Here is a 25,997-nt window from a genome sequence, read left to right on the forward strand (position 1 = left end):
CCGAGGCTGGTCGTGCACACCGACTGCTCGGCGTACCGTCACGGGCCGGGTGCGACGGAAGGAAGTCATGGCGTTCCAGCACGTTGCGGGTCTGGGGACCCGGGTCTGGCGGTGGAGCCGGACCTCGGGCACACAGCCGCGCCTGCTGCACGCCGGCAAGGCCGCCGCCGCCGCGGTGATCGCCTGGTTCGTGGCGCGGCACATCCCGGGCGTCGCGGCCGAGTACCCGTACTACGCACCACTCGGCGCCGTCGTCGCGATGCAGACCACGGTGTTCGCGGGCATCCGGAGCGGTGTGCAGACCCTGGTCGGGATCGCCCTCGGCATCCTCATCGCCGCGTTCACGATGTGGGTCGGCGATCCCGGCTTCCTCGCGATTGCGCTCGCGGTCGGCGTCGGGGTGCTGGTCGGCGGGTTCCGCGTGCTGGGCGAGGGCAGCTCGTGGGTGTCCACCGCGGCGCTCTTCGTCCTGCTCGTCGGCGGCGCCAACGCCGAGGGGTACTCGCTCGGGTACCTCGTGCAGATGGCCGTGGGCGTCGTGATCGGGCTGCTGGTCAACTTCCTGGTGTTCCCGCCGCTGCACTTCTGGGACGCCGAACACCGCATCGACGCGGTGAACGGCGTGCTGGCGGACCACCTCGACGGGCTGGCAGCCGTGCTCGAGGAGGGCAAGCGCGACGAGAAGGCGTGGGACCACCAGCAGGACCGCCTGGACCGTGCGATCGCGGACGTCCGGTCACGGGTGGCGATCGCGCACGAGAGCCGCCGACTCAACCCCCGTGGTGCACTGCGCGGGTCGCGAGCGCGGCTCCAGAAGGACGGCGGACGCTTCCGCGCCCTGGAGCGGGTCGCCTGGTACACGACCGACCTCACCGAGCTCGTCGCACGCTCCGGCCCGGTGTCCGAGGGCGTCGGGCGTCCGGACCCGGCGTTCGCCACCCCCATCGCCGAGGCACTGCGGAAGATCGCCAGCACGATCCGCGGCGACTCCCCGGAGGACCAGGCCGAAGAGGCCATCGCACGACTCGAGAGCGCGCTCGACGCATCGCGCGAGAACCCCTCGCACGTCGCGGTCACCTCGGCCGCGCTCGTCGCCCTGCGCGGGATCGTCGAGTCCGAGCGACGCGCCACCGACGACCTCGACACCCGGACCGGTCCGTCGGCGTTCGGCCGTCCGCGCGGCTGAGCGGGCGAGCGGCCGCCGTCCGGCAGACGGATCGCGGGCCGGGAGGCACGGATCACCCCCGCTACGGTGGTCACGTGGACGAGACGGTCGGCTTCCAGGACCCCGACGGCACGGGCGACGTGCGGCTGCGGCTGGACATCGCCTACGACGGGGCGGCGTTCTCCGGGTGGGCCCGGCAGCCCGGGCTCCGGACCGTCCAGGGCGCCCTCGAGGCCGCACTCGCCACCGTGTTCACCCGCTGGGGCGAACCACCGTTGCTCACCGTCGCCGGACGCACCGACGCCGGGGTGCACGCCACCGGGCAGGTCGCGCACCTGGACCTGTCGGCGGAGCAGTGGGCAGCGCTCACCGCCAAGCGCGGGACGGGCCGGTCACCGCTCGACGGGTTGCTCAAGCGGGTCAACGGCATCGCGGCACCCGAGGGGGACGTCGTTGTCACCGGTGCCTCGGTGGCACCCGCGGGGTTCGACGCCCGGTTCTCCCCGCTCTGGCGCCGGTACGAGTACCGGATCGCGGACGCCGACGCCCCGCGCGATCCACGTCGGCGTGGGCACACGGTCTGGCACGCGGCGCGGCTCGATCCGGCAGCGATGGAGCGCGGTGCGCTGACGTTGCTCGGGCTGCACGACTTCGCGACGTTCTGCAAGCCGCGCGAGGGGGCGACGACCATCCGGACGTTGCAGCAGTTCCGCTGGGACCGCGAGCCGGACGGTGTGCTGGTGGCGCGCCTCCAGGCCGATGCCTTCTGCCACTCGATGGTGCGGGCCATGGTCGGCGCGACCATCGCCGTCGGCGAGGGCCGCTTCGGCCCGGACCGCCTCGAGGAACTGCGCGTCGCCGAGGAACGCACGAGCGCCTTCAAGACGGCGCCGGCGAAGGGACTGACGCTGACCGAGGTGGGCTACCCGGCAGACGCGGAGCTCGCGGAGCGGGCGGAGCAGACCCGGGCCCGACGGTCGGCGGACGGTACCGTCGAGGGATGAGCCCGCGCGAACCCCGTTCCGTCGTGTCCGTCGCCCCCGGAGTCGTCTTCGTCGAGGGCCCCGTGTCCAACTGGGTGGTGCTGGCGGAGGAGGACGGCGTCGCGCTGATCGATGCCGGCTACCCTGCCGACACCGACCTCGTGCTCGACACCGTGCGCGCCGCCGGACACGACCCCGCCGACCTCCGTCGCGTCTACGTCACGCACGGACACGTCGACCACGTCGGCGGCATCCCCGGGATCCTCGAGCGCCACCCCGGCGTCGAGGTGCTCGCCCACGCCGACGAGCTCGCCAACGTGCGCGGACCGGAACGGCAGCAGGTCACCCCGGCGGAGATCGGCGGCCGGCTCGCCAGCCCCCGCGTGCTCGCCTGGCTGGCACGCGCGATCCGCTCCGACGCCCTCCGACTCACCACCGTCCCGTCCGCTCGCGCGTTCACCGGTGCGGACTTCGCGGGTCGGGCGATCTCGCCGTTCCCGGCCGTCGGCCACACCGACGGCTCGACGGCGTACCTGCTGCCCGCGGCGGACGCGATCGTCACGGGCGACGCGGTCGTCAGCCGGCACGACACTCAGCCGGGGTCGTGGGCCCCGCGGCCGCGGATGATCACACCGTTCTTCACCGCCGACCAGGACCGCGCGCTCGAGTCGGCACGGGCGCTGCCGTTCCCGGCGCTCGTGCTGCCGGGACACGGACCGGCCGTCCGACGCGTGGGCGGGACCTGGCTGCCGATCGGCTGATACCGCGCGATCGGCTGATGTTGCCGAACGCAATCATTTACCTCGACGCAACCTGAACGACCCCGCAGGTCGGTAGCGTGCGGGCATGGCCAACACCCTCGGGCGCACTCTGCTGTGCGCCACGGCGGCCGCGACGCTCCTCGCGGCCCCACTCGTCACCGTCACCGCAGCGACCGCGAACCCCGAGGGGACCGGCCTCGTCATCGAGGAGGCCTACCTGAAGGCGGGGAGCAAGGGCGCGTTCTACAACGAGAAGTTCGTCGAGATCGGCAACCCGACCGACGCCGCCGTGTCGCTCGACGGGTGGTCGTTGCAGTACCGGTCCGCCACGGGCGCCGGCACGTTCTCGGCCAGTGCGCTCGAGGGCACCGTGCCGGCGAAGGGCACCTTCCTGGTGTCGATGGCGGGCAACGGCGGGGCCAGCCCGGCTGGCGAGGACCTGCCCGCAGCCGACGACACCGCGACGCTCAACCCGTCGGGCACCACCGGCACGCTCGTGCTGTCCGACGCCACCGCACCCCTGGCGCTCGCCGCCGGACCCGTCGCCACCGGCACCGACGGCGTGGTCGACCTGCTCGGCTACGGCGCCTCGAACACGTTCGAGTCGGCCGTGCGCACCGTGACCGGGGACAACTCCGTGCCGAACGGCCTGGTCCGCCAGGGCACCACGGACACCGACGTCAACGGTGCGGACTTCTCCGTGACGACGACGCTCACCCCACGGAACGCCCCGGGCGAGACGACGGCACCGACCGAGCCCACGGACCCGACCGACCCGGCTGACGGCGGGACCCCCACGCCCGGCACCCCCGCCGAGACGGTGACCATCGCCCAGCTGCAGGGCGCCACGGACACCTCGCCGTACGCCGGCAAGAACGTCACGACCGACGGCGTCGTCACCGCGGTGTACGGCACCGGTGGCTTCAACGGCTACACGATCCAGACCCCCGGCACCGGCGGCGCCATCGACCTCGGCGCCCACACCGCGTCCGACGCGGTGTTCGTCTTCTCGTCCGCCACCGCCGGCCTGGTGCACGAGGGCGACCACGTGCGGGTCACCGGTGCCGTGTCCGAGTACTTCGGCCTGACCGAGCTCACGGTGTCCGGCGCCTCGTCGCTGCAGCAGCTCGACGACACCGTCGCGGCACCGCAGCCCGCCGCGGTCGCGTTCCCGTCGTCCGACGCCCAGCGGGAGTCGCTCGAGAGCATGCTCGTCGCTCCCCAGGGCGCGTACACCGTCGCCGACAACTACACGACGAACCGGTACGGCGAGGTCGTGCTCGCCAGCGGCACGAAACGCCTCATCCAGCCGACGGAGGTCGGCCGACCGGGCAGCGCCGAGGCGAAGGCCGTCGAGGCCGACAATGCCGCGCGGAAGGTCACGCTCGACGACGGTGCGAGCACCAACTTCCTGACCCAGGCGAACCAGGGCATCCCGGTGTCGTGGCTCACCCAGGGCCCGGTCACCGTCGGGGCCGCCGCCACCTTCACCGAGCCGGTCGTCCTCGACTACCGCAACAACGGGTGGAAGTTCCAGCCGACCGCCCCGATCACGGGTGCGACCCCGGCCGCCGAGCTGCCGGCGTCGTTCTCGAAGGTGCGCCAGCCGGCACCGCAGGACGTCGGTGGTGACCTGAAGCTCGCCGGCTTCAACGTGCTCAACTACTTCCCGACCACGGGCGACGAGCTCACCGGCTGCAAGTACTACACCGACCGTGCCGGTGACCCCGTCACGGTGAACTCCGGCTGCGACGCCCGCGGTGCCGCCGAGCAGGAGGACTTCCTGCGCCAGCAGGTCAAGATCGTGAAGGCCATCAACGGCCTGGACGCCGACGTCGTCTCGCTCGAGGAGATCGAGAACTCCGTCCGCTTCGGTCAGGACCGCGACGCCGCCGTGGCCACCCTGGTCGACGCGCTCAACGCCGCCACCGGCCAGGACACCTGGGCCTACGCGAAGTCCCCGGCCGTCGTGCCCGCGAGCGAGGACGTCATCCGCCTCGCCCTCATCTACAAGAAGGACCGCGTCGAGCCCGTCGGCGAGTCGACGATCCTGCTCGACGACGCGTTCACGAACGCCCGCCAGCCCGTCGCGGACGCGTTCCGCCCGGTCGGCGGTACCGCGGACGACGACTTCCTGGTGATCGCGAACCACTTCAAGTCCAAGGGCTCCGGAACCGGCGAGAACGCCGACCAGGGCGACGGGCAGGGGGCGTCGAACGCCGACCGCGTCGAGCAGGCGAAGGCCCTCGTGACCTTCTCCACCGACATGCAGGAGCAGTACGGCACCGACAAGGTGTTCATGCTCGGCGACTTCAACGCCTACAGCAAGGAGGACCCGGTGGTGGTCCTCGACGAGGCCGGCTACACCGACCTCGGCCCGGCGCTCGACAGCACCGAGTACTCGTACGTGTTCTCCGGCCTGAGCGGCTCGCTCGACCACGTGTTCGCGTCGGAGGCCGCGCTCGAGACGGTCACGGGCGTGGACATCTGGAACATCAACTCGGTCGAGTCGGTGGGCCTGGAGTACAGCCGCTACAACTACAACGCGACGAACCTGTACACCGACGACGTGTACCGGGCGAGCGACCACGACCCGATCCTGGTCGGGTTCGACCTTGACACCGCGGGCACCGACCCGGGCACGGACCCGACGCCGACGCCGACCCCGGTGCCGAACCCGACGCCGACCCCGACCCCGACTCCGGTGCCGCCGGTCGACGGGATCACCCCGCCGGTTGCTCCGGTGGCACCGTCGGAGTCGTTGTTGACGGAGGCGAACCGTGGCGGGGTGTCTGCTCCGGCGACCGCTCGTGCGGGGGAGACGATCACGGTGACGGTGGGCTCGGCTTCGGCCGGTGACACGGTCAACGTGTGGCTGTTCTCGGAGCCGACGCTGATCGGCACGGCTGTGGTCTCATCCGACGGGACGGTGCGGGTGACGATCCCGGCGGACACGATGGCCGGCGTGCACCGCCTCGCGGTGACGGCTGCTGACGGGAGCCTGATCGGGTGGACCCCGATCACGATCACCACGGATGGGCAGCTCGCGTTCACGGGTGCCGCAGGGATGGGTGCCGGTGCGTTGGTGGCGTTCCTGTTGCTCGCGGCGGGTGCGGGCGTGCTGATCGTGCGTCGCCGACGTCGGACTGCGGCCGCCGCGGAGTAGCCCCCACGCCCCACGGGCGCACTTGGTGGGCAGGAATGGTCGGGTTCGCACAGCGGACCCGACCATTGCTGCTCACCATGCGCGGTAAGCGCGACCGCGCGACGGACGGGAGGCGCGGTGCGGGGCCCCCGCGCCTCCAGGCCGGCAGGCGGCCGCGTTTGACCGACGTACCCCGCGTCGGCTAGGCTCTCACCTTGGTCTGTGCGCCCCGCGCGCGGACAGTCAGATGAGCCCTCCAACCGAGGTGTTCCCCGTGCTTCTGCCCGTGGAACTCCCGACCGGAGTGGGATTCACGGACTCCTCACCTCGACACGAAAGCAGCACTCCTGTGACTCGCACGTTCTCACCGAAGCCGGCAGACGTCCAGCACGACTGGATCGTCATCGACGCCACCGACGTCGTCCTCGGCCGTCTCGCCACCCACGCCGCGGCGCTCCTGCGCGGCAAGCACAAGGCCACCTTCGCCCAGCACATGGACATGGGTGACTTCGTCATCATCGTGAACGCCGACAAGGTCGCCCTGACCGGTTCCAAGCTCGCGAAGAAGGTCTACTACCGTCACTCGGGTTACCCGGGCGGCCTGACGGCGACCTCCTACCCGGAGATGCTCGAGAAGCACCCCACCCGCGCCGTCGAGAAGGCGATCCGCGGCATGCTGCCGAAGAACACCCTCGGCCGCGAGCAGCTCAAGAAGCTGAAGGTCTACGCCGGCGCGGAGCACCCGCACGCCGCGCAGCAGCCCAAGCCGTACATCTTCGACCAGGTCGCACAGTAGTTCCGGCCACGACGACTTCAAGGACACAGAAAACTCATGGCTCAGATCGCTGATTCCCTCGACCAGACCCCGGAGAGCTTCACCACGGAGAGCGCACCCGCCGCTGCCGAGGCCGCTCCCCGTCAGATCCTCAACGTCTCCGGCGGTGCCGTCGGGCGCCGCAAGGAGGCCATCGCGCGCGTCCGGCTCGTCCCGGGCTCCGGCACGTTCGTCGTGAACGGCCGCACGCTCGAGGACTACTTCCCGAACAAGCTGCACCAGCAGCTCATCAACGACCCCTTCAAGGTGCTCGAGCTCCTCGGCTCGTACGACGTCGTCGCCCGCATCACCGGTGGCGGCCCCTCGGGTCAGGCCGGCGCGCTCCGCCTCGCCATCGCCCGCACCCTGAACGAGATCGACCGCGAGAACAACCGCGCGGCCCTCAAGAAGGCCGGCTTCCTCACCCGTGACGCCCGCGTCATCGAGCGCAAGAAGGCCGGTCTCAAGAAGGCCCGCAAGGCTTCGCAGTTCTCGAAGCGCTAGTCGTCACCGGCTGAAGATCGCAATGCCGCGTCTGTTCGGTACCGACGGGGTTCGTGGTCTCGCCAACGGCGAGCTGACGGCCGCGCTCGCACTGGGTCTTGCCCAGGCGAGCGCGGCCGTCCTCACACACGGACACCATGCCGACGCCCGCCGGGCGTCGGGTCGACCGCGCCCGCGCGCGGTCCTCGCGCGTGACCCGCGCGTCTCCGGCGAGTTCCTCGGTGCCGCCGTCGCGGCCGGGCTCGCCTCGGCCGGCGTCGACGTGCTCGACGCCGGGGTCATCCCCACCCCCGCCGCGGCGTTCCTCGTCGCGGACATCGATGCCGACTTCGGCGTGATGATCTCCGCATCGCACAACCCCGCTCCCGACAACGGGATCAAGTTCTTCGCCACGGGTGGCCGCAAGCTGCCGGACGAGGTCGAGGACCGCATCGAAGCGGCCATGCACGACCACTCCGCACCCACCCCCACCGGCATCGACGTCGGGCGCATCTCGCGGTTCGCCGACGCCGAGGACCGCTACGTGGTGCACCTGCTCGGCACGCTGCCGCACCGGCTCGACGGCATCCACGTCGTGCTCGACTGCGCGAACGGTGCCGCCGCCGGCGTCTCGCCCGAGGTCTTCGTCAACGCGGGAGCCCGCGTGACGCTCATCGGCGCCGACCCCGACGGCTGGAACATCAACGACGGCGTCGGTTCGACCCACATCGACAACCTCGCCCGCGCGGTGCTCGAGCACGGTGCCGACGTCGGCATCGCGCACGACGGGGACGCGGACCGCTGCCTGGCGGTCGACGCCGCGGGCAACGCGATCGACGGTGACCAGATCATGGCGATCCTCGCGCTGTCCCTGCAGGAGCGCGGACGACTGAAGGACGACACCCTCGTCGCGACGGTCATGTCGAACCTCGGGCTGAAGCGCGCCATGGCCGACGCGGGCATCACCGTGATCGAGGCCGGCGTGGGCGACCGCTACGTGCTCGAGAAGATGACCGAGGGCGACTACTCCATCGGTGGCGAGCAGTCCGGCCACATCATCTTCAACGAGTTCGCCACCACGGGTGACGGCATCCTGACCGGGTTGCACCTGGTCGCCGAGATGGCGCGCACGGGCAAGACCCTGCAGGAGCTCGCCTCGTGCATGACGGTGTTCCCGCAGGTGCTGCTCAACGTCCGGGGCGTCGATCGGCACGGGCTCGCCGACCAGGGCGTGCAGGACGCCATCGCCGCCGCCAGTGAGGCGCTCGGGGACAGCGGCCGTGTGCTGCTCCGTCCGTCGGGCACCGAGCCGGTCGTTCGCGTCATGGTCGAGGCCGCTTCGCAGGACGATGCCCAGCGCATCGCCGAGGAGCTCGCCGCCGTCGTGCAGGACCGCCTGGCGCTCGACGCCGCGTAGGGTCCCCTCCTCAAGACACCGGTGTTCGCCGGTTGAACACGCGCAGAACGCGGTTCAGCTCGCGAACACCGGTGTTTTGCGATGCCCTCCGCTAGATCTTGCGGAGCAGGACCGAGTTCACCTTGTGGTTCGCGCCCTTCTTGAGCACCAGGGTGGCGCGGGAGCGCGTGGGCAGCACGTTCTCGAGCAGGTTCGGCTCGTTGATCGCCCGCCAGACCTCGGTCGCCGTCCGGACCGCGTCCTCACGCGAGAGCGAGGCGAACCGGTGGAAGAACGAGTCGGGGCTCGAGAACGCCTCTTCCTGCAGGGCGAGGAACCGGTCGACGTACCAGGACTCGATGTCCTTCGTCTTCGCGTCCACGTAGATCGTGAAGTCGAACAGGTCGGACAGCGCGAGCCGCCCGTGCACCGGGGGCGCCAACACGTTGAGGCCCTCGACGATGAGCACGTCGGGCTGCCGGACGACGATCTCGGCATCGGGCACGATGTCGTAGACCAGGTGCGAGTAGTACGGCGCGCGGACCTCGGTCGCCCCGCTCTTCACCTGGCTCACGAAGCGCAGCAGGGAGCGGCGGTCGTACGACTCCGGGAAGCCCTTGCGGTCCATGATCCCGCGGCGCTCGAGCTCGGCGTTCGGGTACAGGAAGCCGTCGGTCGTCACGAGCTCGACCCGAGGGGTGTCCGGCCAGCGCTTCGTCAGCTCGCGCAGCAGACGGGCGACGGTGGACTTGCCGACCGCGACGGAGCCCGCGACGCCGATGACGAACGGCGTGCGTCCGGCGCGCTCCCCGAGGAACCGGCTCGTCTCGGCGTGCAGGTTCCGCGCGCCGGCGGCGTAGAGCGTGAGCAGGCGGGACAGGGGCAGGTAGACCTCCTGCACCTCCTGCATGTCCAACCGGTCGCCGAGACCGCGCAGCTGCACGATCTCGGTCTCGGTGAGCGACAGGTGCTCCTTCGGGGCGAGCTGGGACCACTCGGCGCGCGGGATCTCCACGAACGGGGTCGGGTGCGCGACGGCGGTCTCCGAGAAGGGCATGGGATCGAGCGTACAGACGGGAGGCCCGGGGCACGTGAGCCGACCGGCTCACGCGCCCCGGGCCTCCCGTCCAGTGCTCGGTGCGCGTCCGCAGGACGCGACGCGTCAGGCGGGCAGGGCCGCCTCGATGGCGGCGACGACCTCGGGGGCGTCCGGCTTCGTGGTGGGGCGGAAGCGCGTGACGGTGCCGTCGGGGGCGACGAGGAACTTCTCGAAGTTCCAGGCGACCCGGCCGGCCTTGCCGTCGGCGTCCGGGGTCTCCTTGAGGGCCTGGTAGAGCGGGTGGGCGCTCTTGCCGTTGACCTTGACCTTCTCGGACATCGGGAACGTGACGCCCCAGGTGGTGGAGCAGTACTCGTCGATCGCCTCGGATGAGCCGAGCTCCTGCAGGAACTGGTTGCTCGGGAAGCCCAGCACCGTGAACCCGCGGGGGCCGTACTGCTTCTGCAGGGCCTCGAGCTGCTCGTACTGCGGGGCGAGGCCGCACCGGGAGGCGACGTTCACGACCAGTACGGCCTTGTCGGCGTAGGCGCCGAACGTGGTGTCCTCGCCGTGCAGCGTGGTGATGGCGATGTCGTCGAAGCGTCCCATGGCCGAAACGTTATCCCCACCCCCGGGACTTCGCAGGGTGGGCGTCCAGGCAGACCGTAGGATCGGTTCCATGTGTGGAATCGTCGGCTACGTCGGCAGCAACAGCAGCCAGGACGTCCTCCTCGGTGGCCTCCGTCGCCTCGAGTACCGCGGCTACGACTCGGCGGGCATCGCCGTCGTCGACCCAGCCGGAGACCTCGTGTCGGCCAAGAAGGCCGGCAAGCTCCAGGCCCTGGTCGACGAGCTCGAGTCGTCGCCGATCCCGGACGGCACGACGGGCATCGGGCACACCCGCTGGGCGACCCACGGTGGCCCGACCGACGGCAACGCCCACCCGCACCTGGCCGACGGCGACAAGCTCGCCCTCATCCACAACGGCATCATCGAGAACTTCTCCGAGCTCCGCGCCGAGCTGCAGGCCGAGGGCATCGAGTTCCGCAGCGAGACCGACTCCGAGGTCGCCGCGCACCTGGTCGGACGCGCCTTCCGCGACACCGGTGACCTGACCGCCGCCATGCAGCAGGCCGTGCAGCGGCTCGAAGGGGCCTTCACGCTCCTCGTCGTGCACGCCGACCAGCCCGGCGTCGTCGTCGGTGCCCGTCGCAACTCGCCCCTGGTGGTCGGGCTCGGCGACGGTGAGAACTTCATGGGCTCGGACGTCGCCGCGTTCGTCGCCCACACGCAGCGCGCGCTGTCGATCGGGCAGGACGAGATCGCCACGATCCGCCCCGACGGCGTCGACGTCATCCACTTCGACGGCACCCCGGCGACGCCGACCGAGTTCGAGGTCAACTGGGACGCCTCCGCCGCCGACAAGGGCGGCTGGAGCTCGTTCATGGCGAAGGAGATCAGCGAGGAGCCCGAGGCCGTCGCGAAGACGATCCTCGGTCGCGTCCACGACGGCGCCGTCACGCTGACCGACCTCGACCCGATCGCCGAGCGCCTGGCGACGGTCGACCGCGTCATCGTGATCGCCTGCGGCACCGCCGCCTACGCCGGCATCCTCGGCAAGTACGCCATCGAGCAGTGGGCCCGCATCCCGGTCGAGGTCGAGCTCGCGCACGAGTTCCGCTACCGCGACCCGGTGCTGAACGAGCGCACCCTGGTCGTCTCGATCAGCCAGTCCGGCGAGACCATGGACACGCTCATGGCCGTCAAGTACGCCCGCGAGCAGGGTGCGCAGGTCCTGTCGATCTGCAACACCCAGGGCGCCACGATCCCGCGTGAGTCCGACGCCGTGATCTACACGCACGCCGGGCCCGAGGTCGCCGTCGCGTCGACCAAGGCCTTCATCGCCCAGGGCGTCGCGCTCTACCTGCTCGGGCTGCACCTGGCGACGCTGCGCGGCACGCTCACCACCGAGCAGATCGCCGAGCAGGTCGCCGAGCTCGAGGGCCTCGCGCCGAAGCTGCAGCAGACCATCGAGGACGCCGCCGGCATCAAGGACCTGGCCCGTTGGATGGCGGACACCCGGAGCGTGCTGTTCCTCGGTCGCCATGTCGGCTACCCGATCGCGCTCGAGGGGGCCCTCAAGCTCAAGGAGCTCGCGTACATCCACGCCGAGGGCTTCGCGGCCGGTGAGCTCAAGCACGGCCCGATCGCCCTGATCGAGCCGGGCCAGATCGTCTTCGTCATCGTGCCCTCGCCGCGCGACCCCCGGTCGTTGCACCCGAAGGTCGTGTCGAACATCCAGGAGATCCGCGCCCGCGGTGCCCGGGTGATCGCGATCGCCGAAGAGGGCGACGCAGCGGTGCTGCCGTTCGCCGACGAGGTCCTGCGGATCCCGCTGGCGACCCCGCTGTTCGAGCCGCTGCTCGCCGTGGCACCGCTGCACATGTTCGGCATGGAGCTCGCCGCGGCCAAGGGCCTCGACGTCGACCAGCCACGCAACCTCGCGAAGTCGGTCACCGTCGAGTAGTCGCGACGGTGATCATCGGGATCGGGGTCGACGTGGTCGACCTGGAGCGGTTCGAACGGGTGCTGGAGCGCACACCGGCGATGCGGGCGCGGCTGTTCACGCCGTCCGAGCAGGTCCGTGACGGCGAACCCCGGCCGATCGCGTCCCTCGCCGCACGGTTCGCTGCCAAGGAAGCCCTGATCAAGGCCTTCGGGTCGAGTGCCGGGCTGAGCTGGCAGGACCTCGAGGTCGTGTCCGACGACCAGCGGAACCCGTCGCTCACCCTGCACCAGGGCGCCCGGCAGGTGGCGGACGCGCGTGGCGTGACGAGCGTGCACCTGTCGCTCTCGCATGATGGAGGGATCGCGACCGCGTTCGTGGTCCTGGAAGGAACAGACGTGGTCCTGGAAGGAACGGTCCGGTGAGTGCGTTCACCGGCATCACGGTCGATCGCGGAGCCCTGATCGAGAACTACGCGACCATCGCCGACCGGGTCGCCCCGGCCGGGGTCATCGCGGTGGTCAAGGCGAACGCCTACGGCCACGGCGCCCTCGACGCCGCGCAGGCCTTCGTGGACGCCGGTGCCGAGTGGCTCGGGGTCGCCGACATCGACGAGGCCGTCGCGCTCCGTCAGGGCGGCATCGACGAGGGGGTCCGGATCCTCGCGTGGCTGCACGCCCCCGACGAGGACTTCCGTCGCGCCGCGCAGTTCGACGTCACGCCCGCGGTGTCGAGCGTCGAGCAGCTCTCCGCAGCAGCCGACTCCGACGTCCGCGCCGTGCACCTGTGCGTCGACACCGGCCTGAGCCGCAACGGTGCGGTCGAGTCCGAGTGGGCCGAGCTCTTCGCGACCGCCGGCGCCCTGGCCCGCGGCGGCAACCGCACCCGGGTCGAGGGGCTCATGTCCCACCTGTCGAACGCGTCGCGCACCGACGACCTCGACCAGGACGCCGCACTGCAGCGGGCGCTGGACGGCCTCGCCGCGAACGGCATCGTGCCGGACGTGGTGCACCTCGCCGCGAGTGCCGCGAGCATCGCCGTGCCGGAGACCCGCCACGACCTGTCCCGCGTCGGGCTCGCCCTGTACGGGCTGAGCCCCTTCGACGGTCGCACCTCTGCTGACCTGGGGCTGCGCCCCGCGATGCGGGTCACCGCCGCCGTGCTCCGCACCGTGCCGGTCGCCGCGGGCGACGGTGTGTCCTACGGCTACACCTGGCGCGCCGAGACGGACACCCGTCTCGCCGTGATCGGCCTCGGCTACGCGGACGGCTTCGACCGGGACTTCGGCAACCGGGTCTCGGTTCGGATCGGCGACCGGACGTTCCCGGTGGTCGGACGGGTCGCGATGAACGCCATGCACGTCGAGATCGGCGACGCCGACGTGCGGGTCGGTGACGAGGCCGTGCTGTGGGGCGACCCCGCGAACGGCGACCCAGCCGTCGAGGACTGGGCCGACGCCATCGGCACGATCAACTACGAGGTGGTCGCCCGGATCGGCCGCAGCGTGGAACGGAGGACGACGTGAGCTCCGCACCGCTGCGCCAGGCCCGCATCGACCTCGACGCCTACCGTGCCAACCTCGACCGTGTCCGTGAGTGGATGGACCCGGTCGCCGTGATGGCGATCATGAAGGCCGACGCGTACGGGCACGGCCTCGAGCCGATCGCGCTCGCCGCCGTCGACGCCGGCATCCGCTGGATCGGCGTGCTGACGGTGCCCGCGGCCCTGCGGCTGCGCTCGATCGGCGTCGGCGAGGACGTCCACCTGTTCACCTGGCAGCACGACCCCGACCTGGACTTCCGTGACGCCATCGACTCGGCCGTCGACCTCGGCGTCTCGAACGTCGCCGAGCTGCAGCGCATCGTCGACGCCGTCGACCAGCGACCGGCCCGGGTGCACCTCGGCGTCGACTCCGGCCTGCACCGCGACGGCGCGACCCCGGCGGACTGGCCGGCGCTCGTCGAGCTCGCCCGGGACGCCCAGCGGAACGGCCGCATCGAGGTCGTCGCCGCGTACACGCACCTGGCCGAGGCGTCCGACCACGAGGACAGCGCCGCGGTCGCCGTGTTCGACGCCGCGATCGAGATCGCCGAGGACCTGGGGCTCGACGTCCCGATGGAGCACGTCGCCGCGTCGCTCGCGGGGCTGGAGCGCAAGGAGTTCCGCAAGGACATGGTCCGGATGGGTGCGAACCTGTTCGGCATCCCCGGAGCCGACGGCGTCTCGGCGGCCGACCTCGGACTCGAGCCGGTGATGACCCTGACCGCGTCGGTCGCGAAGACGAAGCGCGTCCCCGTCGACACCGGCGTCTCCTACGACTACACGTACCGCACGGCGACCGAGACGACCCTGGCGCTCGTGCCCGTCGGGTACGCCGACGGGGTCCCGCGTCTGGCGCAGGGCCGCATCGAGGTCGCGATCGGCGGCAAGCGCTACCCGATCGCCGGCCGCGTCGCGATGGACCAGTTCCTGGTGGACGTCGGCGAGGACGACGTGCAGACCGGCGACGCCGTCGTGCTGTTCGGCACCGGCGAGCACGACGAGATGACCGTGCTCGAGTGGGGCGCGGCGCTCGAGACCATCGGTGAAGAGATCGTCTGCCGCATCGGCAGCCGCGTGCCCCGGTTCTACGAGGGCCACGACATCGAGGGACGGGTCGGGGAGTACCTGCGGGGCGAGCGGCCGTGACCGAGTTGCCGCACGTCCTGCTCGACACCACCGTCGACGGCACCGAGGCGATGGGGGAGCTCGGGGCCCGGTTGGCCGCGGTGCTGCGCGCGGGGGACCTCGTCGTGCTGACCGGGCCGCTCGGTGCCGGCAAGACGACCCTGACGCGCGGGCTCGGCGCCGCACTCGGCGCGCGCGGCCAGGTGTCCAGCCCGACCTTCGTCCTCGCCCGGACGCACCCGACGACCGCCGGACCCGACCTGGTGCACGTCGACGCCTACCGTCTGTCCGACCCGGTCGAGCTCGACGACCTCGACCTCGACTGGGATGCCGCCATCGTCGTCGTCGAGTGGGGTCGCGGCATGGTCGACGGCATCAGCGACAGCGTGCTCGACGTCGAGATCACGCGCGCCACCGGTGCCGACGCGGCCGACCACGGTGTCGACGACGACCTCGATCCGGACGACGTGCCCGACGAGCCGCGCCGGGTCGTCGTCACCGCGACGGGGCCGCGCTGGACGGGCGTCGACCTCTGACCCTGCAGCGCGTGGACACCGGTGCGGTCGACGACCTCCGCACCTTCCTCGTCGGTGCCGACCTGACCGTCGCCGGGCTCGACCGTGCTGGCCACGACCGTGCCGGTCTCGAGCCGACCGTCCGGCTGTGGGTTGACCGTGCCGAGGACGGCCGCGTGGTCGGCAGCACCGGGTACGAGACGAGCGCCGACGGCGTCCACGTGCTCGTCCGCAGCGTGGCGGTCGCGCCGCAGCTCCGGGGGCTCGGCCACGGCACCCGGCTCGCGCGCTTCGCCGTCGACCACGCCGCGGTCACGGGCGCGCGACGGGCGTGGCTGTTCTCGCGGCGCTCCGGACCGTTCTGGCAGTCGCTCGGGTTCACCCTCGCCGACCGCGACGACCTGGCGGCCGCCCTGGCCGCCACCCACCAGGTCCGGTCGTTCCGGCGGACCGGGCAGCTCGCGCGCGAGGTCGCCTGGTCCCTCGACCTGACCGCGGTGTGAGCCGGCGCGGCAGGGCGACAGCGGGTGTCCCGGTACCACCCAGCCGGCTCCGGGAGGATGCGGTGTGCCGACGCTCATCGTGACCGCCCACCCGGACCCCGACTCCCTCACCCACCACCTCGCGGCTCGCCTGCGGGACGCCCTGCCCGCGGGGACGGTCGAGACCGCCGACCTGGCGGCCGAGGGGTTCGACCCGCGCTTCACCCTCGCCGACCGGCAGACCTACCGGACCGGCACGGACGCGCTGGCCGACGTCGTCGCCGAGCAGCAGCGCATCGACCGCGCCACCGACCTCGTCCTCGTGTTCCCGGTCTGGTGGTGGTCCGTGCCCGCGGTGCTCAAGGGGTGGATCGACCGCGTGTTCGTGAACGGCTGGGCGTTCGACGTCGACCCGGACGGCGGCATCCGTCGGGCGCTCGAACGGCTCACTGTCCACCTGGTGCCGATCGCGGGCGACGACGCCGGCGTGTACGAACGGCACGGGTACGCCGAGGCGCTCCGGACGCAGGTCGAGCACGGCATTGTCGACTTCTGCGGTGCCCGGCGGGGCGCCACCATGTTCGTGCACGACTCCGAGACCGAGGACGCCGAGGCCCGCGAGCGCGCGGTCGCCGCGGCGGTGGAGGGTGTCCGTCGGGCGGTCGTCGACCGTGCCCCGGCCGGCGACCGGTAGCCTCGCAGCAGATCTGGTCAGCGCGAACGGGGGAACCATGCGCATCGTCCTCGACACCGGCGGCTTCAGCGACGTGGAGGTCGGCACGGTGGACCGTGACGACACCGAGTTGGTGTTCCGGTCGCCCGCAGGAGCGGTCGTGGCACGCCATCCGGTGACCGCCGTCGTCTGCCTGGACGTCCGGGCGACCGGCCCGCGGTCAGCGTCGGCGCCGGTGCCGGCCGTCGCCACGACGTCCGGAGCGGACGACCCGTCGTCCCCGCTGGTGGTCCGGGCTGCACCGACCGGCAACCCGCAGGTCGACGCTGCTCGGCTCGACCGGCCCGCCGCCTACGCGCCGTGGACGCAGCAGGAGGACACCGGGCTCGAGGCAATGACGGCCGCGGGGATGTCCGTGGTGGACGTTGCGATCGTCCTGCGTCGCCAGGACGGCGGTGTGCGGTCCCGGCTGCGGCACCTTCGAGGAGCAGCGGACGAGGCCGCGACGGGTACGGGCGCGACGTCGCCCACCAGCACGGTCCGTTTCGACTAGCCGCGGCCCCCTGACTTGCATGACGGATCGAACGTCCCCGCGTCCCGACGTGCAGGTGCTTGGAAGTTCGATCTGAAGTTATAGGGCAGAGGGCACTTTGCTTATGATGAGGAGATGCGCCGAGAAGACTTCCGATCAGAACGCTTCGGCACACTCGCCACGCGTCCGTTGTCGGAGTGGCCGCACGCCTACTTCCTCCCCGCGCCCCTCCCACGCGAACTCGTCCTCGAGCCCGTGACGAACGCTGCGGTGTCACGCGCGGACATCGCGATCGGTCGGCTCGCCGGGCTCGGGCAGCTCATCCAGGAACCAGAACTCCTGCTCGGCCCGTCCATGGCGCAGGAGGCGCTGGCGAGTTCGCGCATCGAGGGAACCCAGGCGTCACTGAGCGATGTGCTCAGCGTCGAGAACGACGACGAGATCCTCGACGAGGATCTCCGCGAGGTGGACAACTACCTCCGGGCCGCCCGCGAAGGAGTGGCGCTCCTCGCAGATCTCCCCATCACCCAACGGTTCATCTGTTCGCTCCACGAGACCCTGATGCGGGAGGTCCGTGGAGACGAGAAGTCGCCCGGTGAGCTTCGTCGCTCACCAGTGTGGATCGGATCTCCGAACGCTCGACCGGAGACTGCCCGGTTCATCCCGCCGCACCAGGACCACCTTCCCGAGACCCTTGACGACTGGGAGCGTTTCGTCAACGCACCACTGGACTCGATGTCGGTCACGGTGAAGTGCGCCCTGATGCACTACCAGTTCGAGACGATCCACCCGTTCCTCGACGGCAATGGTCGGATCGGGCGCCTCCTGATCGGGTTCTCGCTGATCGCAGACGGCATCCTGCCCGCGCCGATCTTGCACATCTCGGGGTACTTCGAACAACACCGAACCGAGTACTACGAGCGGTTGCAGGCCGTTCGGGAGCGCGGAGAGGTCAACGAGTGGATCCAGTTCTTCGCCGAGGCGGTGACCGTCCGAGCGAATGACAGCGCCGAGCGGATCCGGAAGCTCGTGGAGATCCGCGAGCGATACCGCCTCGCTGCGCGGACGGAGCGTTCGGCGCTCCCCGGGCTCGTCGACGTGATCTTCAAGAACCCCGTCCTCACGGTGGCGTCGGTCCGGAGGGCGCTCGGGGTGTCACAGCCGACGGCATCCACGTTGCTCCGTCGAGCCGAGGAGTACGGCTGGCTCCGGTCGCTCGGGCGAGCGGGCAGAGGCGGTCGCGAGCGCTGGCGTGCCGACGAGATCTGGAACGCGGTCGCTGGCAGCCTCGACGAGGACTGACTCCTTGCACCGCCCCGCCTACGATGGACAGGTGCTGCTCGCGATCGACACCTCCGCCGGGACCTCCGTCGCCGTCGTCGACCCGGCCACCGGCCAAGCCCTCGCGACCCGCGACACCGAGGACAGCCGCCGGCACGCCGAGGTGATCGGCCCCTTCCTCGCCGAGACCCTCGCCGAGGCCGGCCTCACCGGTGCCGACGTCACCGGCGTCGTCGCCGGCATGGGCCCCGGCCCCTTCACCGGCCTGCGCGTCGGCATCGCCGCCGCCCGCACCTTCGCCGCAGCCCGCGGCGTCCCCGTCCTGCCCCTCGTCAGCCACGACGCCGTGGCCCTCGACCAGCGCCACTCGGGGATCGCCGGTCCGTTCGTCGTCCTCACGGACGCCCGCCGCCGCGAGGTCTACTGGAGCGCCTACGACGCCGACGGCGTCCGCGTGGCCGGCCCCGGACTCGCCAAGCCCGCCGATCTCGACGACGCGATCCGCGCCTCCCGGCCCGAAGCGGTGGGCTGGGACCGCGTGACGGTCGCGTCCATCCCGGCCTGGAGGCTCGGCTCGCTCGCCGCGGACCGGCTCGCGTCCGGTGCGGCGTTCGACCAGGACACGCCCCTGTACCTGCGCGACCCCGACGTCACGGTGCCGGGTGCGCCCAAGCGGGTGAAGCAGTGACCCTGCCGGACGGGCTCCGCCTGCGGCGAGCACACCCGCAGGACCTCGACGACATCATGTGGCTCGAGCACGTCTCGTTCCCGACGGACGCCTGGTCGGCGTCGCAGATGTCCGGCGAGCTGTACTCACCGCACGGGTACTACGTCGTGATCGAGACGGCCGACGACACGTCCGCGCCGCTGGTCGTCGGGTACGCCGGGCTCTCGTCGCTCGCGGGCAACCCGGTCGCCGACGTGCAGACCATCGCCGTCGCCGCGGACCAGCGCGGCAAGGGGCTCGGGAGGGTCCTGTTCACGGAACTGCTCGACGAAGCGCAGCGCCGCGGTGTGCGCGAGGTGTTCCTCGAGGTGCGCGCGGACAACCCCGTGGCACAGGCGATGTACACGGCGTTCGGGTTCGAGCACATCGCGACCCGGCCGCGCTACTACCAACCGGACGGCGTCGACGCGTGGGTGATGCGGGCGGAACTGCCCGGCCCGGACGCCGAGCGGTCGTCCGGCGTCGGACCCATCGGACAGGAGGCCCTCGGTGAGCGCGACTGAACCACTGGTGCTCGGCATCGAGACGAGCTGCGACGAGACGGGCGTCGGCATCGTGCGGGGGCGCACCCTGCTCGCGAACGTGATCGCCTCGAGCATGGACGAGCACGCGCGCTACGGCGGGGTCGTGCCCGAGGTCGCCGCACGGGCCCACCTGGAGGCGATGACCCCGACGCTGCACGAGGCGCTCGAGCGTGCCGGCGTCACCCTCGACGAACTCGACGCCGTCGCGGTGACCGCCGGGCCGGGCTTGGCGGGGGCGCTCATGGTCGGGGTGGGGGCCGCGAAGGCGCTCGCCGTGGCCACGGGCAAGCCCCTGTACGGCGTGAACCACCTGGTCGGGCACGTCGGCGCCGACGTGCTGCGCGAGGACGGCAGTGAGATCGAGCTGCCGACGATCGCGCTGCTGGTCTCCGGTGGCCACACGTCGCTGCTGCTGGTGCGGGACCTGGTCGGCGACGTCGAACTGCTCGGCGAGACGATCGACGACGCGGCGGGCGAGGCGTTCGACAAGGTCGCGCGGCTGCTCGGCCTGCCCTACCCCGGCGGCCCGCAGATCGACCGTGCGGCGGCCGACGGCGACCCGAGGGCGATCCGGTTCCCCCGGGGACTGACGCTGCCGAAGGACATGGCCGCGCACCGGTACGACTTCTCGTTCTCGGGGCTGAAGACCGCCGTCGCACGGTGGGTCGAGCGCTGCCGCGACGAGGGCCGCGAGGTCCCGGTGGCCGACGTCGCCGCGAGCTTCCGCGAGGCCGTCGTCGACGTCCTGCTGACCAAGGCCCTGAACGCGTGCCGCGACACCGGCGTCGACCGGCTGCTGCTCGGTGGCGGGGTCGTCGCGAACGCCCGACTGCGACAGGTCGCCGAGGAGCGCTGCGCGGCCGCGGGCGTGCGGCTCCGGATCCCGCCGTTCGACCTGTGCACGGACAACGGCGCGATGATCGCCGCCGTCGGTGCCCGACTCGTGGCCGAGGGGCACGCGCCGAGCGACCTCGGCATCGCGGCGGACTCGACCCTGCCGGTGACGACCGTCCAGGTCTGACCAGTTCGGCCCCGGTCCTTCTTCGGGAGCCTGTGGGAGGATTCACACGGGCGTCGGAGAGACCGGACGCCCGAGAGGGGTGGACGGTGTCCGATCAGAACGAGTGGCCGAAGCCGGGCGAGACGCCGAACGGCCCGGCGAACGGACAGCCCGACGGCACGCCCGCCCCGGATGCCCCGCAGGCTCCTGACGCACCGCAGGCGCCGTCGGCCCCGGAAGCGCCCCAGAACCCGTACGGCCAGCAGCAGGACCCGTACGCGGCCCCGCAGCAGCAGAACCCGTACGGTGCTCCGCAGCAGCCGCAGAACCCGTACGGGCAGCAGCAGCAGCAGTCGAACCCGTACGGTCAGCAGCAGAATCCGTACGCGGCACCGCAGGCCTCGTCGAACCCGTACGCGGCCCCGCAGCAGCAGAACCCCTACGCGGCACAGCAGCAGCAGCATGCGTACGGCGCCCCGCAGAACCCGTACGGCCAGCAGCAGAACCCGTACGCGCAGCCGCAGCAGCAGCCCTACGCGTCGAACCCGTACACGTACCAGCCCTACGCGCAGCGCCCGAAGACGAACGTCCTGTCGATCCTGTCGATCGTCTTCGCGTTCGGCGGCATCATCATCTGGCCGATCATCATCCTGACGAGCCCGGCCGGCGCGATCATGGGCCACATCGCCCTCGGCAAGATCAAGCAGACCGGCGAGGGTGGCCGCGGCCTGGCGCTCGCCGGCATCATCGGCGGCTGGATCCTGACGGGCCTGTTCATCCTGATCGTCGCCCTGGTGTGGATCTCGATCGCGAACGCGTCGGACTACTCGGACTACTCCGACTACAGCTCGAACTCCGGCGCCTTCGTCAACTGACGCCGACGCCGACGCCGACGCCGACGCGCACGCAGCACCGCACGCGGCCCCCGGCCGTCAGCCGACCGTGTCGGTGAGCCGCTCGCACAGGATCGCCGTGTGGCGTCCCTCCAGGCGGGTGAGCACGAGCGTGACGCGACCCGATCCGCGCAACCGCAGCCGCTTGCGGAACTGCGCCGGGTCGACGTCGACGCCGCGCTTCTTGATCTCGACGGTGCCGATGCCGTCGGCGGCGAGCCGTGCTGCCAGTCGCTTGACGTCGAGCGGCATCGTGTCGAGCACCCGGAAACCCTGCGCGAAGGGGGTCGTGACGGCGCGGTCGGACGTGACGTAGGCGATGCCCTCGGACAGCATGTGCCCGTCGAGGCCTCGTGCCAGGTCGCCGATCAGCCGTGCGCGGATCACGGCTCCGTCGGGCTCGTACAGGTAGGCGCCGAGCGGTCCGACCTCGGCGTCGTCGGCGTCGGCCGCTCCGGTCATCTCGGCGATGCCGTGTGCGCCGATGACGGTGGCGGCGCGGCGGATCCCGGGGCGGGCGAGGGGGCCGAACCACAGGGCGAGCTCCACGACCTCGCGGTCGACGGAGGTCCACTGCGCCTCGGCGGTGTCCGGGATCAGGTCGCGGTCGATGCCCGGTCCGAGCTTCACACCGGTCGGCGTCGTCGTCGCCGCGGCGAACACGGTGTCGAGCGAGGGGGACCAGTCGTCGGGGTCGGCGAGGCGACGGGTGTCCGAGTGGCCGGAGGTGCGTCGTGCGGGGTCCATCCACACGCCGTCCACCGAGGACAGGTCGAAGGACGCGGCATCACCGAGCTCCACCCGCGCGTTCGGCCACACCGCGAGGTTGTGGGTCGCGACGGCCGCCGTCACCTCATCACGGTCGACGGCGGTGACGTCGAGGTCGAGCGCCGCCATCGCCATGGCGTCCCCGCCGATGCCGCAGCCGAGGTCGGCGACCCGGGTGAGGCCGGCCGCCGCGAAGCGTCCGGCGTGCTGGGCCGCGACCTGCAGCCGGGTGGCCTGCTCGAGCCCGGCCTCGGTGAAGAGCATGCGGGAGGCGAAGTCGCCGAACTTGCCGCGGGCCTTCAGCCGCAGTTTCGCCTGGGTCAGCACCGCGGCGACCAGTCGGGGATCGTGTCCCTCGGCGCGCAGCCGGGACACCACGCGGACGATCTCGCCACCGTCGGAGACACCCGGGGTACGGTCGAGCAGGGCCATCCCGTCGGAGGTCAGCAGTGCGGTGAGTTCGGCGGCGTCCATGCGTCGATCCTCGCAGGTGCTGCGTGTTCTCCGGATGTGCTGGCACTCGGATTGACCGAGTGCCAGAGGCCCCCTAGAGTTGGCGTTGGCACTCTCCTGTGCGAAGTGCCAACCCGGTTTTCATCTGTACCGAGTCCGTACCGAGAAAGAAGAGGTCACCGTGGCCGTCAGCATCAAGCCGCTCGAGGATCGCATCGTCATCCGCCAGGTCGAGGCGGAGCAGACCACCGCTTCCGGTCTGGTCATCCCCGACACCGCGAAGGAGAAGCCCCAGGAGGGCGAGGTCGTCGCCGTGGGTCCGGGTCGCATCGACGACAACGGCAACCGCGTCCCGCTCGACGTCGCCGTGGGTGACAAGGTCATCTACTCCAAGTACGGCGGAACCGAGGTCAAGTACTCGGGCGAGGACCTGCTGGTCCTGTCGGCCCGCGATGTCCTCGCGGTCATCGTTCACTGAGTCGAGTACTCACCACGGACGCCCCGTCCGGCCTTCGGGCCGACGGGGCGTTCGTGCGTCCGGGGCCGGTCACCCGGGTGCGCCGGTCCTGATCAGCCCGCGCACCCCGCCTGGAGGCCCGGTGCGCGTCCCACGCGTCGGCGGTCGTTCCTAGGATGGTTCCGTGAGTGAACCGAGTCCGGCGCGACCCGTCCGCAGCGAGGCATCCGTCGGCGTGGTGCAGGCCATCGTGGCGTACGGGCTCTGGGGACTGATGCCCCTGCTCTTCGCGGCCATGGCCCCCGCGGCGGCGTTCGAGATCGTGTCGTGGCGGATCGTCTTCGGCCTGGTGTTCTGCGCGGTGGCGATCGCGGTGACCCGGTCGTGGCTCCGCACCCGGACCCTGATGGCCCAGCGCCGCGTGATGCTCGTGATGGGGCTCGCCGCCGTCCTGATCCTGGTCAACTGGACCGTCTACGTCCTCGCGACGACCACCGGCCACACCGTCGAGGCCGCGCTCGGCTACTTCATCAACCCGCTCGTCACCATCGCGCTCGGCGTCGTGGTCCTGCGCGAACGCCTGCGTCCGGCGCAGTGGGCAGCCGTCGGGCTGAGCGTCGTGGCGGTCGTCGTCATCGCGATCGGCTACGGGCAGATGCCGTGGATCTCGTTGGCGCTGGCGTTCTCGTTCGGACTGTACGGCCTGGTGAAGAAGCGGGTCGGCGGCACCGTGGACGCCCTGAGCGGCCTGACGATCGAGACCGTGTGGCTGCTGCCGATCGCGGTCGTGGCGCTGGTGGTGCTCGGTGTGACCGGGCTCGGTGGCGGTGTGACGTTCACGAGCGAGGGCTGGGGGCACGCGGTGATCACGGTGCTGACCGGGCCGGCGACCGCGGTGCCGCTGCTGCTCTTCGCGTCGTCGGCACGCCGGGTGAGCCTGTCGACGCTCGGGCTGACCCAGTACCTGGCGCCCGTGATGCAGCTGCTCGTCGGGGTGCTCGTGCAGCACGAGGAGATGTCGGCCGGACGCTGGTTCGGCTTCGGCATCGTGTGGCTCGCGCTCGTGGTGCTGACGGCGGACTCGTTCGCCGCCGCGCGGGCGTCCCGTCGCCGGGCGCTCGCACCCACCTAGGCCGAGCCGGTCTGACGGACGCACCACGGGCCTCCAGGCCGCCCGTCGGTCCGTCCTGCTGCGGCGACGGACCCTGCCCTGCCGCGCATCCCGGTCACCGACGCCAAAGCGACAGGCCCCCACGGAACCTCCGTGGGGGCCTGTCGCTTTCGCGAGCGGTGCTGGGCTGCGCCCTACTTCTTCACCGCACCCTGGATGGCGCTCTGGTAGACGGGCTTGTTGTCGCCGTCGAACTTGTAGATGCCGATGTAGGCGGCCGACGGGTCGTTGTTCTCGTCGAACGGACCGATGCCGGACGGGCCGGTGTAGTGGATGTCCTTGCCGTCGTCCAGGAGCGTCTTGCACTCCTTGAACGTGGCGCACTCGGTGCCGCCGTCAGCACCCGACACCGCAGCCATGTTGGCCTGGATGGTGCCGGAGTCGGTGCCCTTGCCCTTCACCGCGGCGAGGGCGGCGAGGACGGTGGCGTCGTAGGACTCCGCCGCGTACGAGTAGTCGGCGAGCGTCTTGCCCGACGAGTCCTTGTAGAACGCAGCGAGCTGCTTCTTGAAGTCGTCCTTCGGCGAGGCACCGGGGATGGTGCCCTGGGCACCGGTCAGGGTGCCCTTGTCGAAGTCCTTCGAGTAGTCCGCCGTGTTGCCGTCGGACATGTAGATCTTCGCCTCGTTGCCCTGCGACACGAGCTCCGGGATGATCGACTTCGTCTCGTCGAAGGCGAGGACGACGATCGCGTCGGGCTTCGCGGCCAGGGCCGCGGTCACCTCGGACGAGAACGTGGTCTGGCCGGGCGGGAACTCCTGGCCCTCACCCTTGCCGCCGTAGACGACCTGGCCACCCGACGCCTCGACCGCAGCCTGCACCGAGTTGCGGAGGCCGGTGCCGTACGTGTCGTTGAAGACCAGGAAGGCGACCTTCGCGTTGCCGTCACCGGTCACGAGCTGACCGAGCGCGGAACCCTGCACCGAGTCCGGCGGTGCGGTCCGGTAGTAGTACGACGAGTAGCCGGAGAGGTCGGTCGCGGTGTTCGCGGGCGAGATCTCGACGATGCAGTTGCTCGTCAGCTGGTCGATGACGTTCAGCGTCACGGACGAGGACTCGGCGCCGATCGCGACCGGCACCTTCGCGTTGACGAGCTTCGTCGCGGCGGAGCTCGACACGGTCATGTCGTTGCTGTCGCCGGAGTCGGTCGCCGGGTCGATCGTGACGTCCTTGTCGAGGACGCCGCCCGCGGCGTTGATGTCCTTGACGGCCAGGCCGACACCGGACTCGGCCGGCGGGTTCAGGTAGGCCAGCGAACCGGTCAGGGGCAGGATCGTGCCGATCTTCAGCGCGTCCGTACCGGGGGTGTCCGGGGCCTTGCAGCTGGCGGCGGGATCCTTCTTCGCATCGCTCGACGCCGAGCTCGAGGGGGAAGCACTGCCGGTGGTGGAACACGCGGCGAGGAGGACGGCTGCTGCGCCCGCCAACGCCAGTGCCGCGGTGGCACGGGTGGTTCTGATCATCCGTGGAGCCCTTTCTCTGCGCGGAGGCTGTGCCGCTTCGGGTGAATGCGACGCCTCCACTGGATGTCGAGAAACGTAGGGTCCATGTGTTTCGCCCGT

Annotated in this window: 26 protein-coding genes; 22 read left to right on the forward strand and 4 right to left on the reverse strand. The window is 71.3% G+C overall.

The window, feature by feature from the left end; all coding sequences use genetic code 11:
* Positions 1–49 precede the first annotated feature (49 nt).
* The 7 genes from DEJ06_RS04070 (at position 50) to glmM (ending at position 8,768) form a co-directional block, all read left to right on the forward strand.
* Complete coding sequence (locus DEJ06_RS04070; RefSeq protein ID WP_146244986.1) at positions 50–1,186, forward strand: aromatic acid exporter family protein; 1,137 nt, start codon at positions 50–52, stop codon at positions 1,184–1,186.
* Between the two features lie 74 nt (positions 1,187–1,260).
* The gene (gene truA, locus DEJ06_RS04075; protein WP_181436708.1) at positions 1,261–2,169 is read left to right on the forward strand and encodes a tRNA pseudouridine(38-40) synthase TruA; all 909 of its coding nucleotides are present in this window, start codon (positions 1,261–1,263) and stop codon (positions 2,167–2,169) included.
* Positions 2,166–2,909 carry an MBL fold metallo-hydrolase gene (locus DEJ06_RS04080; RefSeq protein ID WP_111038492.1) on the forward strand — a complete coding sequence of 248 codons (744 nt, stop codon included), beginning with the start codon at positions 2,166–2,168 and terminating at the stop codon, positions 2,907–2,909. Before truA ends, DEJ06_RS04080 begins: the two co-directional genes overlap by 4 nt.
* An 85-nt stretch (positions 2,910–2,994) precedes the next feature.
* Positions 2,995–6,075, forward strand: a complete 3,081-nt coding sequence (locus tag DEJ06_RS04085) for an ExeM/NucH family extracellular endonuclease (RefSeq protein WP_181436710.1) — start codon at positions 2,995–2,997, stop codon at positions 6,073–6,075.
* A gap of 328 nt (positions 6,076–6,403) precedes the next feature.
* Complete coding sequence (gene rplM, locus DEJ06_RS04090) at positions 6,404–6,850, forward strand: 50S ribosomal protein L13 (protein WP_027466717.1); 447 nt, start codon at positions 6,404–6,406, stop codon at positions 6,848–6,850.
* Between the two features lie 36 nt (positions 6,851–6,886).
* Entirely contained in the window at positions 6,887–7,372 is a 486-nt protein-coding gene (rpsI, locus tag DEJ06_RS04095) for a 30S ribosomal protein S9 (protein WP_017885499.1), read from the forward strand.
* Between the two features lie 22 nt (positions 7,373–7,394).
* Positions 7,395–8,768 (forward strand): phosphoglucosamine mutase, encoded by a 1,374-nt coding sequence (gene glmM, locus DEJ06_RS04100; protein WP_071406153.1) that lies wholly within the window; start codon positions 7,395–7,397, stop codon positions 8,766–8,768.
* A 91-nt stretch (positions 8,769–8,859) separates the two neighbouring features.
* Here the strand turns inward: glmM and coaA are convergent, their stop codons facing one another.
* Positions 8,860–9,804: a type I pantothenate kinase gene (gene coaA / locus DEJ06_RS04105; RefSeq protein ID WP_110893951.1), complete on the reverse strand. Its 945-nt coding sequence runs from the start codon at positions 9,802–9,804 to the stop codon at positions 8,860–8,862.
* Between the two features lie 105 nt (positions 9,805–9,909).
* Positions 9,910–10,395, reverse strand: a complete 486-nt coding sequence (locus DEJ06_RS04110) for a glutathione peroxidase (RefSeq protein ID WP_071245463.1) — start codon at positions 10,393–10,395, stop codon at positions 9,910–9,912.
* 70 nt (positions 10,396–10,465) lie between these two features.
* On the opposite strand from DEJ06_RS04110, the gene glmS reads away from it, so the two are divergent.
* From glmS to DEJ06_RS18475, 13 genes are all read left to right on the forward strand, one after another.
* Complete coding sequence (gene glmS / locus DEJ06_RS04115) at positions 10,466–12,313, forward strand: glutamine--fructose-6-phosphate transaminase (isomerizing) (protein WP_111038493.1); 1,848 nt, start codon at positions 10,466–10,468, stop codon at positions 12,311–12,313.
* An 8-nt stretch (positions 12,314–12,321) separates the two neighbouring features.
* On the forward strand, positions 12,322–12,717 hold the full coding sequence (locus DEJ06_RS04120) for a holo-ACP synthase (protein ID WP_111038494.1): 396 nt from the start codon (positions 12,322–12,324) through the stop codon (positions 12,715–12,717).
* On the forward strand, positions 12,714–13,817 hold the full coding sequence (gene alr / locus DEJ06_RS04125) for an alanine racemase (RefSeq protein ID WP_111038495.1): 1,104 nt from the start codon (positions 12,714–12,716) through the stop codon (positions 13,815–13,817). Before DEJ06_RS04120 ends, alr (DEJ06_RS04125) begins: the two co-directional genes overlap by 4 nt.
* Entirely contained in the window at positions 13,814–14,980 is a 1,167-nt protein-coding gene (gene alr, locus DEJ06_RS04130) for an alanine racemase (RefSeq protein ID WP_181436712.1), read from the forward strand. The genes alr (DEJ06_RS04125) and alr (DEJ06_RS04130) overlap by 4 nt, the downstream gene beginning before the upstream one ends.
* Entirely contained in the window at positions 14,977–15,495 is a 519-nt protein-coding gene (gene tsaE, locus DEJ06_RS04135) for a tRNA (adenosine(37)-N6)-threonylcarbamoyltransferase complex ATPase subunit type 1 TsaE (RefSeq protein ID WP_181436714.1), read from the forward strand. The genes alr (DEJ06_RS04130) and tsaE overlap by 4 nt, the downstream gene beginning before the upstream one ends.
* Before the next feature lie 11 nt (positions 15,496–15,506).
* On the forward strand, positions 15,507–15,977 hold the full coding sequence (locus DEJ06_RS04140) for a GNAT family N-acetyltransferase (RefSeq protein ID WP_111032258.1): 471 nt from the start codon (positions 15,507–15,509) through the stop codon (positions 15,975–15,977).
* 64 nt (positions 15,978–16,041) lie between these two features.
* Positions 16,042–16,650 carry an NAD(P)H-dependent oxidoreductase gene (locus DEJ06_RS04145; RefSeq protein WP_111038497.1) on the forward strand — a complete coding sequence of 203 codons (609 nt, stop codon included), beginning with the start codon at positions 16,042–16,044 and terminating at the stop codon, positions 16,648–16,650.
* 37 nt (positions 16,651–16,687) lie between these two features.
* On the forward strand, positions 16,688–17,182 hold the full coding sequence (locus DEJ06_RS04150) for a hypothetical protein (RefSeq protein WP_146245783.1): 495 nt from the start codon (positions 16,688–16,690) through the stop codon (positions 17,180–17,182).
* A gap of 114 nt (positions 17,183–17,296) precedes the next feature.
* On the forward strand, positions 17,297–18,463 hold the full coding sequence (locus DEJ06_RS04155) for a Fic family protein (RefSeq protein WP_111038499.1): 1,167 nt from the start codon (positions 17,297–17,299) through the stop codon (positions 18,461–18,463).
* 31 nt (positions 18,464–18,494) lie between these two features.
* A complete protein-coding gene (gene tsaB, locus DEJ06_RS04160; RefSeq protein ID WP_111038500.1) occupies positions 18,495–19,130 on the forward strand; it encodes a tRNA (adenosine(37)-N6)-threonylcarbamoyltransferase complex dimerization subunit type 1 TsaB in 636 nt (211 codons plus the stop codon).
* Positions 19,127–19,672 (forward strand): ribosomal protein S18-alanine N-acetyltransferase, encoded by a 546-nt coding sequence (gene rimI, locus DEJ06_RS04165; protein WP_111038501.1) that lies wholly within the window; start codon positions 19,127–19,129, stop codon positions 19,670–19,672. Before tsaB ends, rimI begins: the two co-directional genes overlap by 4 nt.
* The gene (tsaD, locus tag DEJ06_RS04170; protein WP_111038502.1) at positions 19,659–20,714 is read left to right on the forward strand and encodes a tRNA (adenosine(37)-N6)-threonylcarbamoyltransferase complex transferase subunit TsaD; all 1,056 of its coding nucleotides are present in this window, start codon (positions 19,659–19,661) and stop codon (positions 20,712–20,714) included. The genes rimI and tsaD overlap by 14 nt, the downstream gene beginning before the upstream one ends.
* 86 nt (positions 20,715–20,800) lie before the next feature.
* Complete coding sequence (locus DEJ06_RS18475; protein ID WP_220036486.1) at positions 20,801–21,568, forward strand: DUF4190 domain-containing protein; 768 nt, start codon at positions 20,801–20,803, stop codon at positions 21,566–21,568.
* A gap of 57 nt (positions 21,569–21,625) precedes the next feature.
* On the opposite strand, the gene DEJ06_RS04180 is transcribed toward DEJ06_RS18475, so the two are convergent.
* A complete protein-coding gene (locus DEJ06_RS04180) occupies positions 21,626–22,828 on the reverse strand; it encodes a class I SAM-dependent methyltransferase (RefSeq protein ID WP_111038503.1) in 1,203 nt (400 codons plus the stop codon).
* Between the two features lie 160 nt (positions 22,829–22,988).
* On the opposite strand from DEJ06_RS04180, the gene groES reads away from it, so the two are divergent.
* Together groES and rarD are read left to right on the forward strand one after the other, a co-directional pair.
* Positions 22,989–23,285 (forward strand): co-chaperone GroES, encoded by a 297-nt coding sequence (gene groES, locus DEJ06_RS04185; RefSeq protein WP_017885484.1) that lies wholly within the window; start codon positions 22,989–22,991, stop codon positions 23,283–23,285.
* Between the two features lie 163 nt (positions 23,286–23,448).
* Positions 23,449–24,396 carry an EamA family transporter RarD gene (rarD, locus tag DEJ06_RS04190; RefSeq protein WP_181436716.1) on the forward strand — a complete coding sequence of 316 codons (948 nt, stop codon included), beginning with the start codon at positions 23,449–23,451 and terminating at the stop codon, positions 24,394–24,396.
* A gap of 173 nt (positions 24,397–24,569) precedes the next feature.
* Here rarD and DEJ06_RS04195 read toward each other — a convergent pair whose 3' ends face one another.
* A complete protein-coding gene (locus DEJ06_RS04195) occupies positions 24,570–25,898 on the reverse strand; it encodes an ABC transporter substrate-binding protein (RefSeq protein WP_071404636.1) in 1,329 nt (442 codons plus the stop codon).
* Positions 25,899–25,997: the final 99 nt, after the last annotated feature.

Origin of the sequence: Curtobacterium sp. MCLR17_051 (genome assembly GCF_003234395.1) — a bacterium.
Lineage (GTDB): Bacteria > Actinomycetota > Actinomycetes > Actinomycetales > Microbacteriaceae > Curtobacterium > Curtobacterium flaccumfaciens.

What these genes read in the sequence shown, in the direction of transcription:
- DEJ06_RS04080 (WP_111038492.1), top strand. Translation starts at nt 2,166, where the DNA reads ATGAGCCCGCGCGAACCCCGTTCCGTCGTGTCCGTCGCCCCCGGAGTC.
- DEJ06_RS04085 (WP_181436710.1), top strand. Translation starts at nt 2,995, where the DNA reads ATGGCCAACACCCTCGGGCGCACTCTGCTGTGCGCCACGGCGGCCGCG.
- rpsI (WP_017885499.1), top strand. Translation starts at nt 6,887, where the DNA reads ATGGCTCAGATCGCTGATTCCCTCGACCAGACCCCGGAGAGCTTCACC.
- glmM (WP_071406153.1), top strand. Translation starts at nt 7,395, where the DNA reads ATGCCGCGTCTGTTCGGTACCGACGGGGTTCGTGGTCTCGCCAACGGC.
- coaA (WP_110893951.1), bottom strand. Translation starts at nt 9,804, where the DNA reads ATGCCCTTCTCGGAGACCGCCGTCGCGCACCCGACCCCGTTCGTGGAG.
- DEJ06_RS04110 (WP_071245463.1), bottom strand. Translation starts at nt 10,395, where the DNA reads ATGGGACGCTTCGACGACATCGCCATCACCACGCTGCACGGCGAGGAC.
- glmS (WP_111038493.1), top strand. Translation starts at nt 10,466, where the DNA reads ATGTGTGGAATCGTCGGCTACGTCGGCAGCAACAGCAGCCAGGACGTC.
- DEJ06_RS04150 (WP_146245783.1), top strand. Translation starts at nt 16,688, where the DNA reads ATGCGCATCGTCCTCGACACCGGCGGCTTCAGCGACGTGGAGGTCGGC.
- DEJ06_RS04155 (WP_111038499.1), top strand. Translation starts at nt 17,297, where the DNA reads ATGCGCCGAGAAGACTTCCGATCAGAACGCTTCGGCACACTCGCCACG.
- DEJ06_RS04180 (WP_111038503.1), bottom strand. Translation starts at nt 22,828, where the DNA reads ATGGACGCCGCCGAACTCACCGCACTGCTGACCTCCGACGGGATGGCC.
- DEJ06_RS04195 (WP_071404636.1), bottom strand. Translation starts at nt 25,898, where the DNA reads ATGATCAGAACCACCCGTGCCACCGCGGCACTGGCGTTGGCGGGCGCA.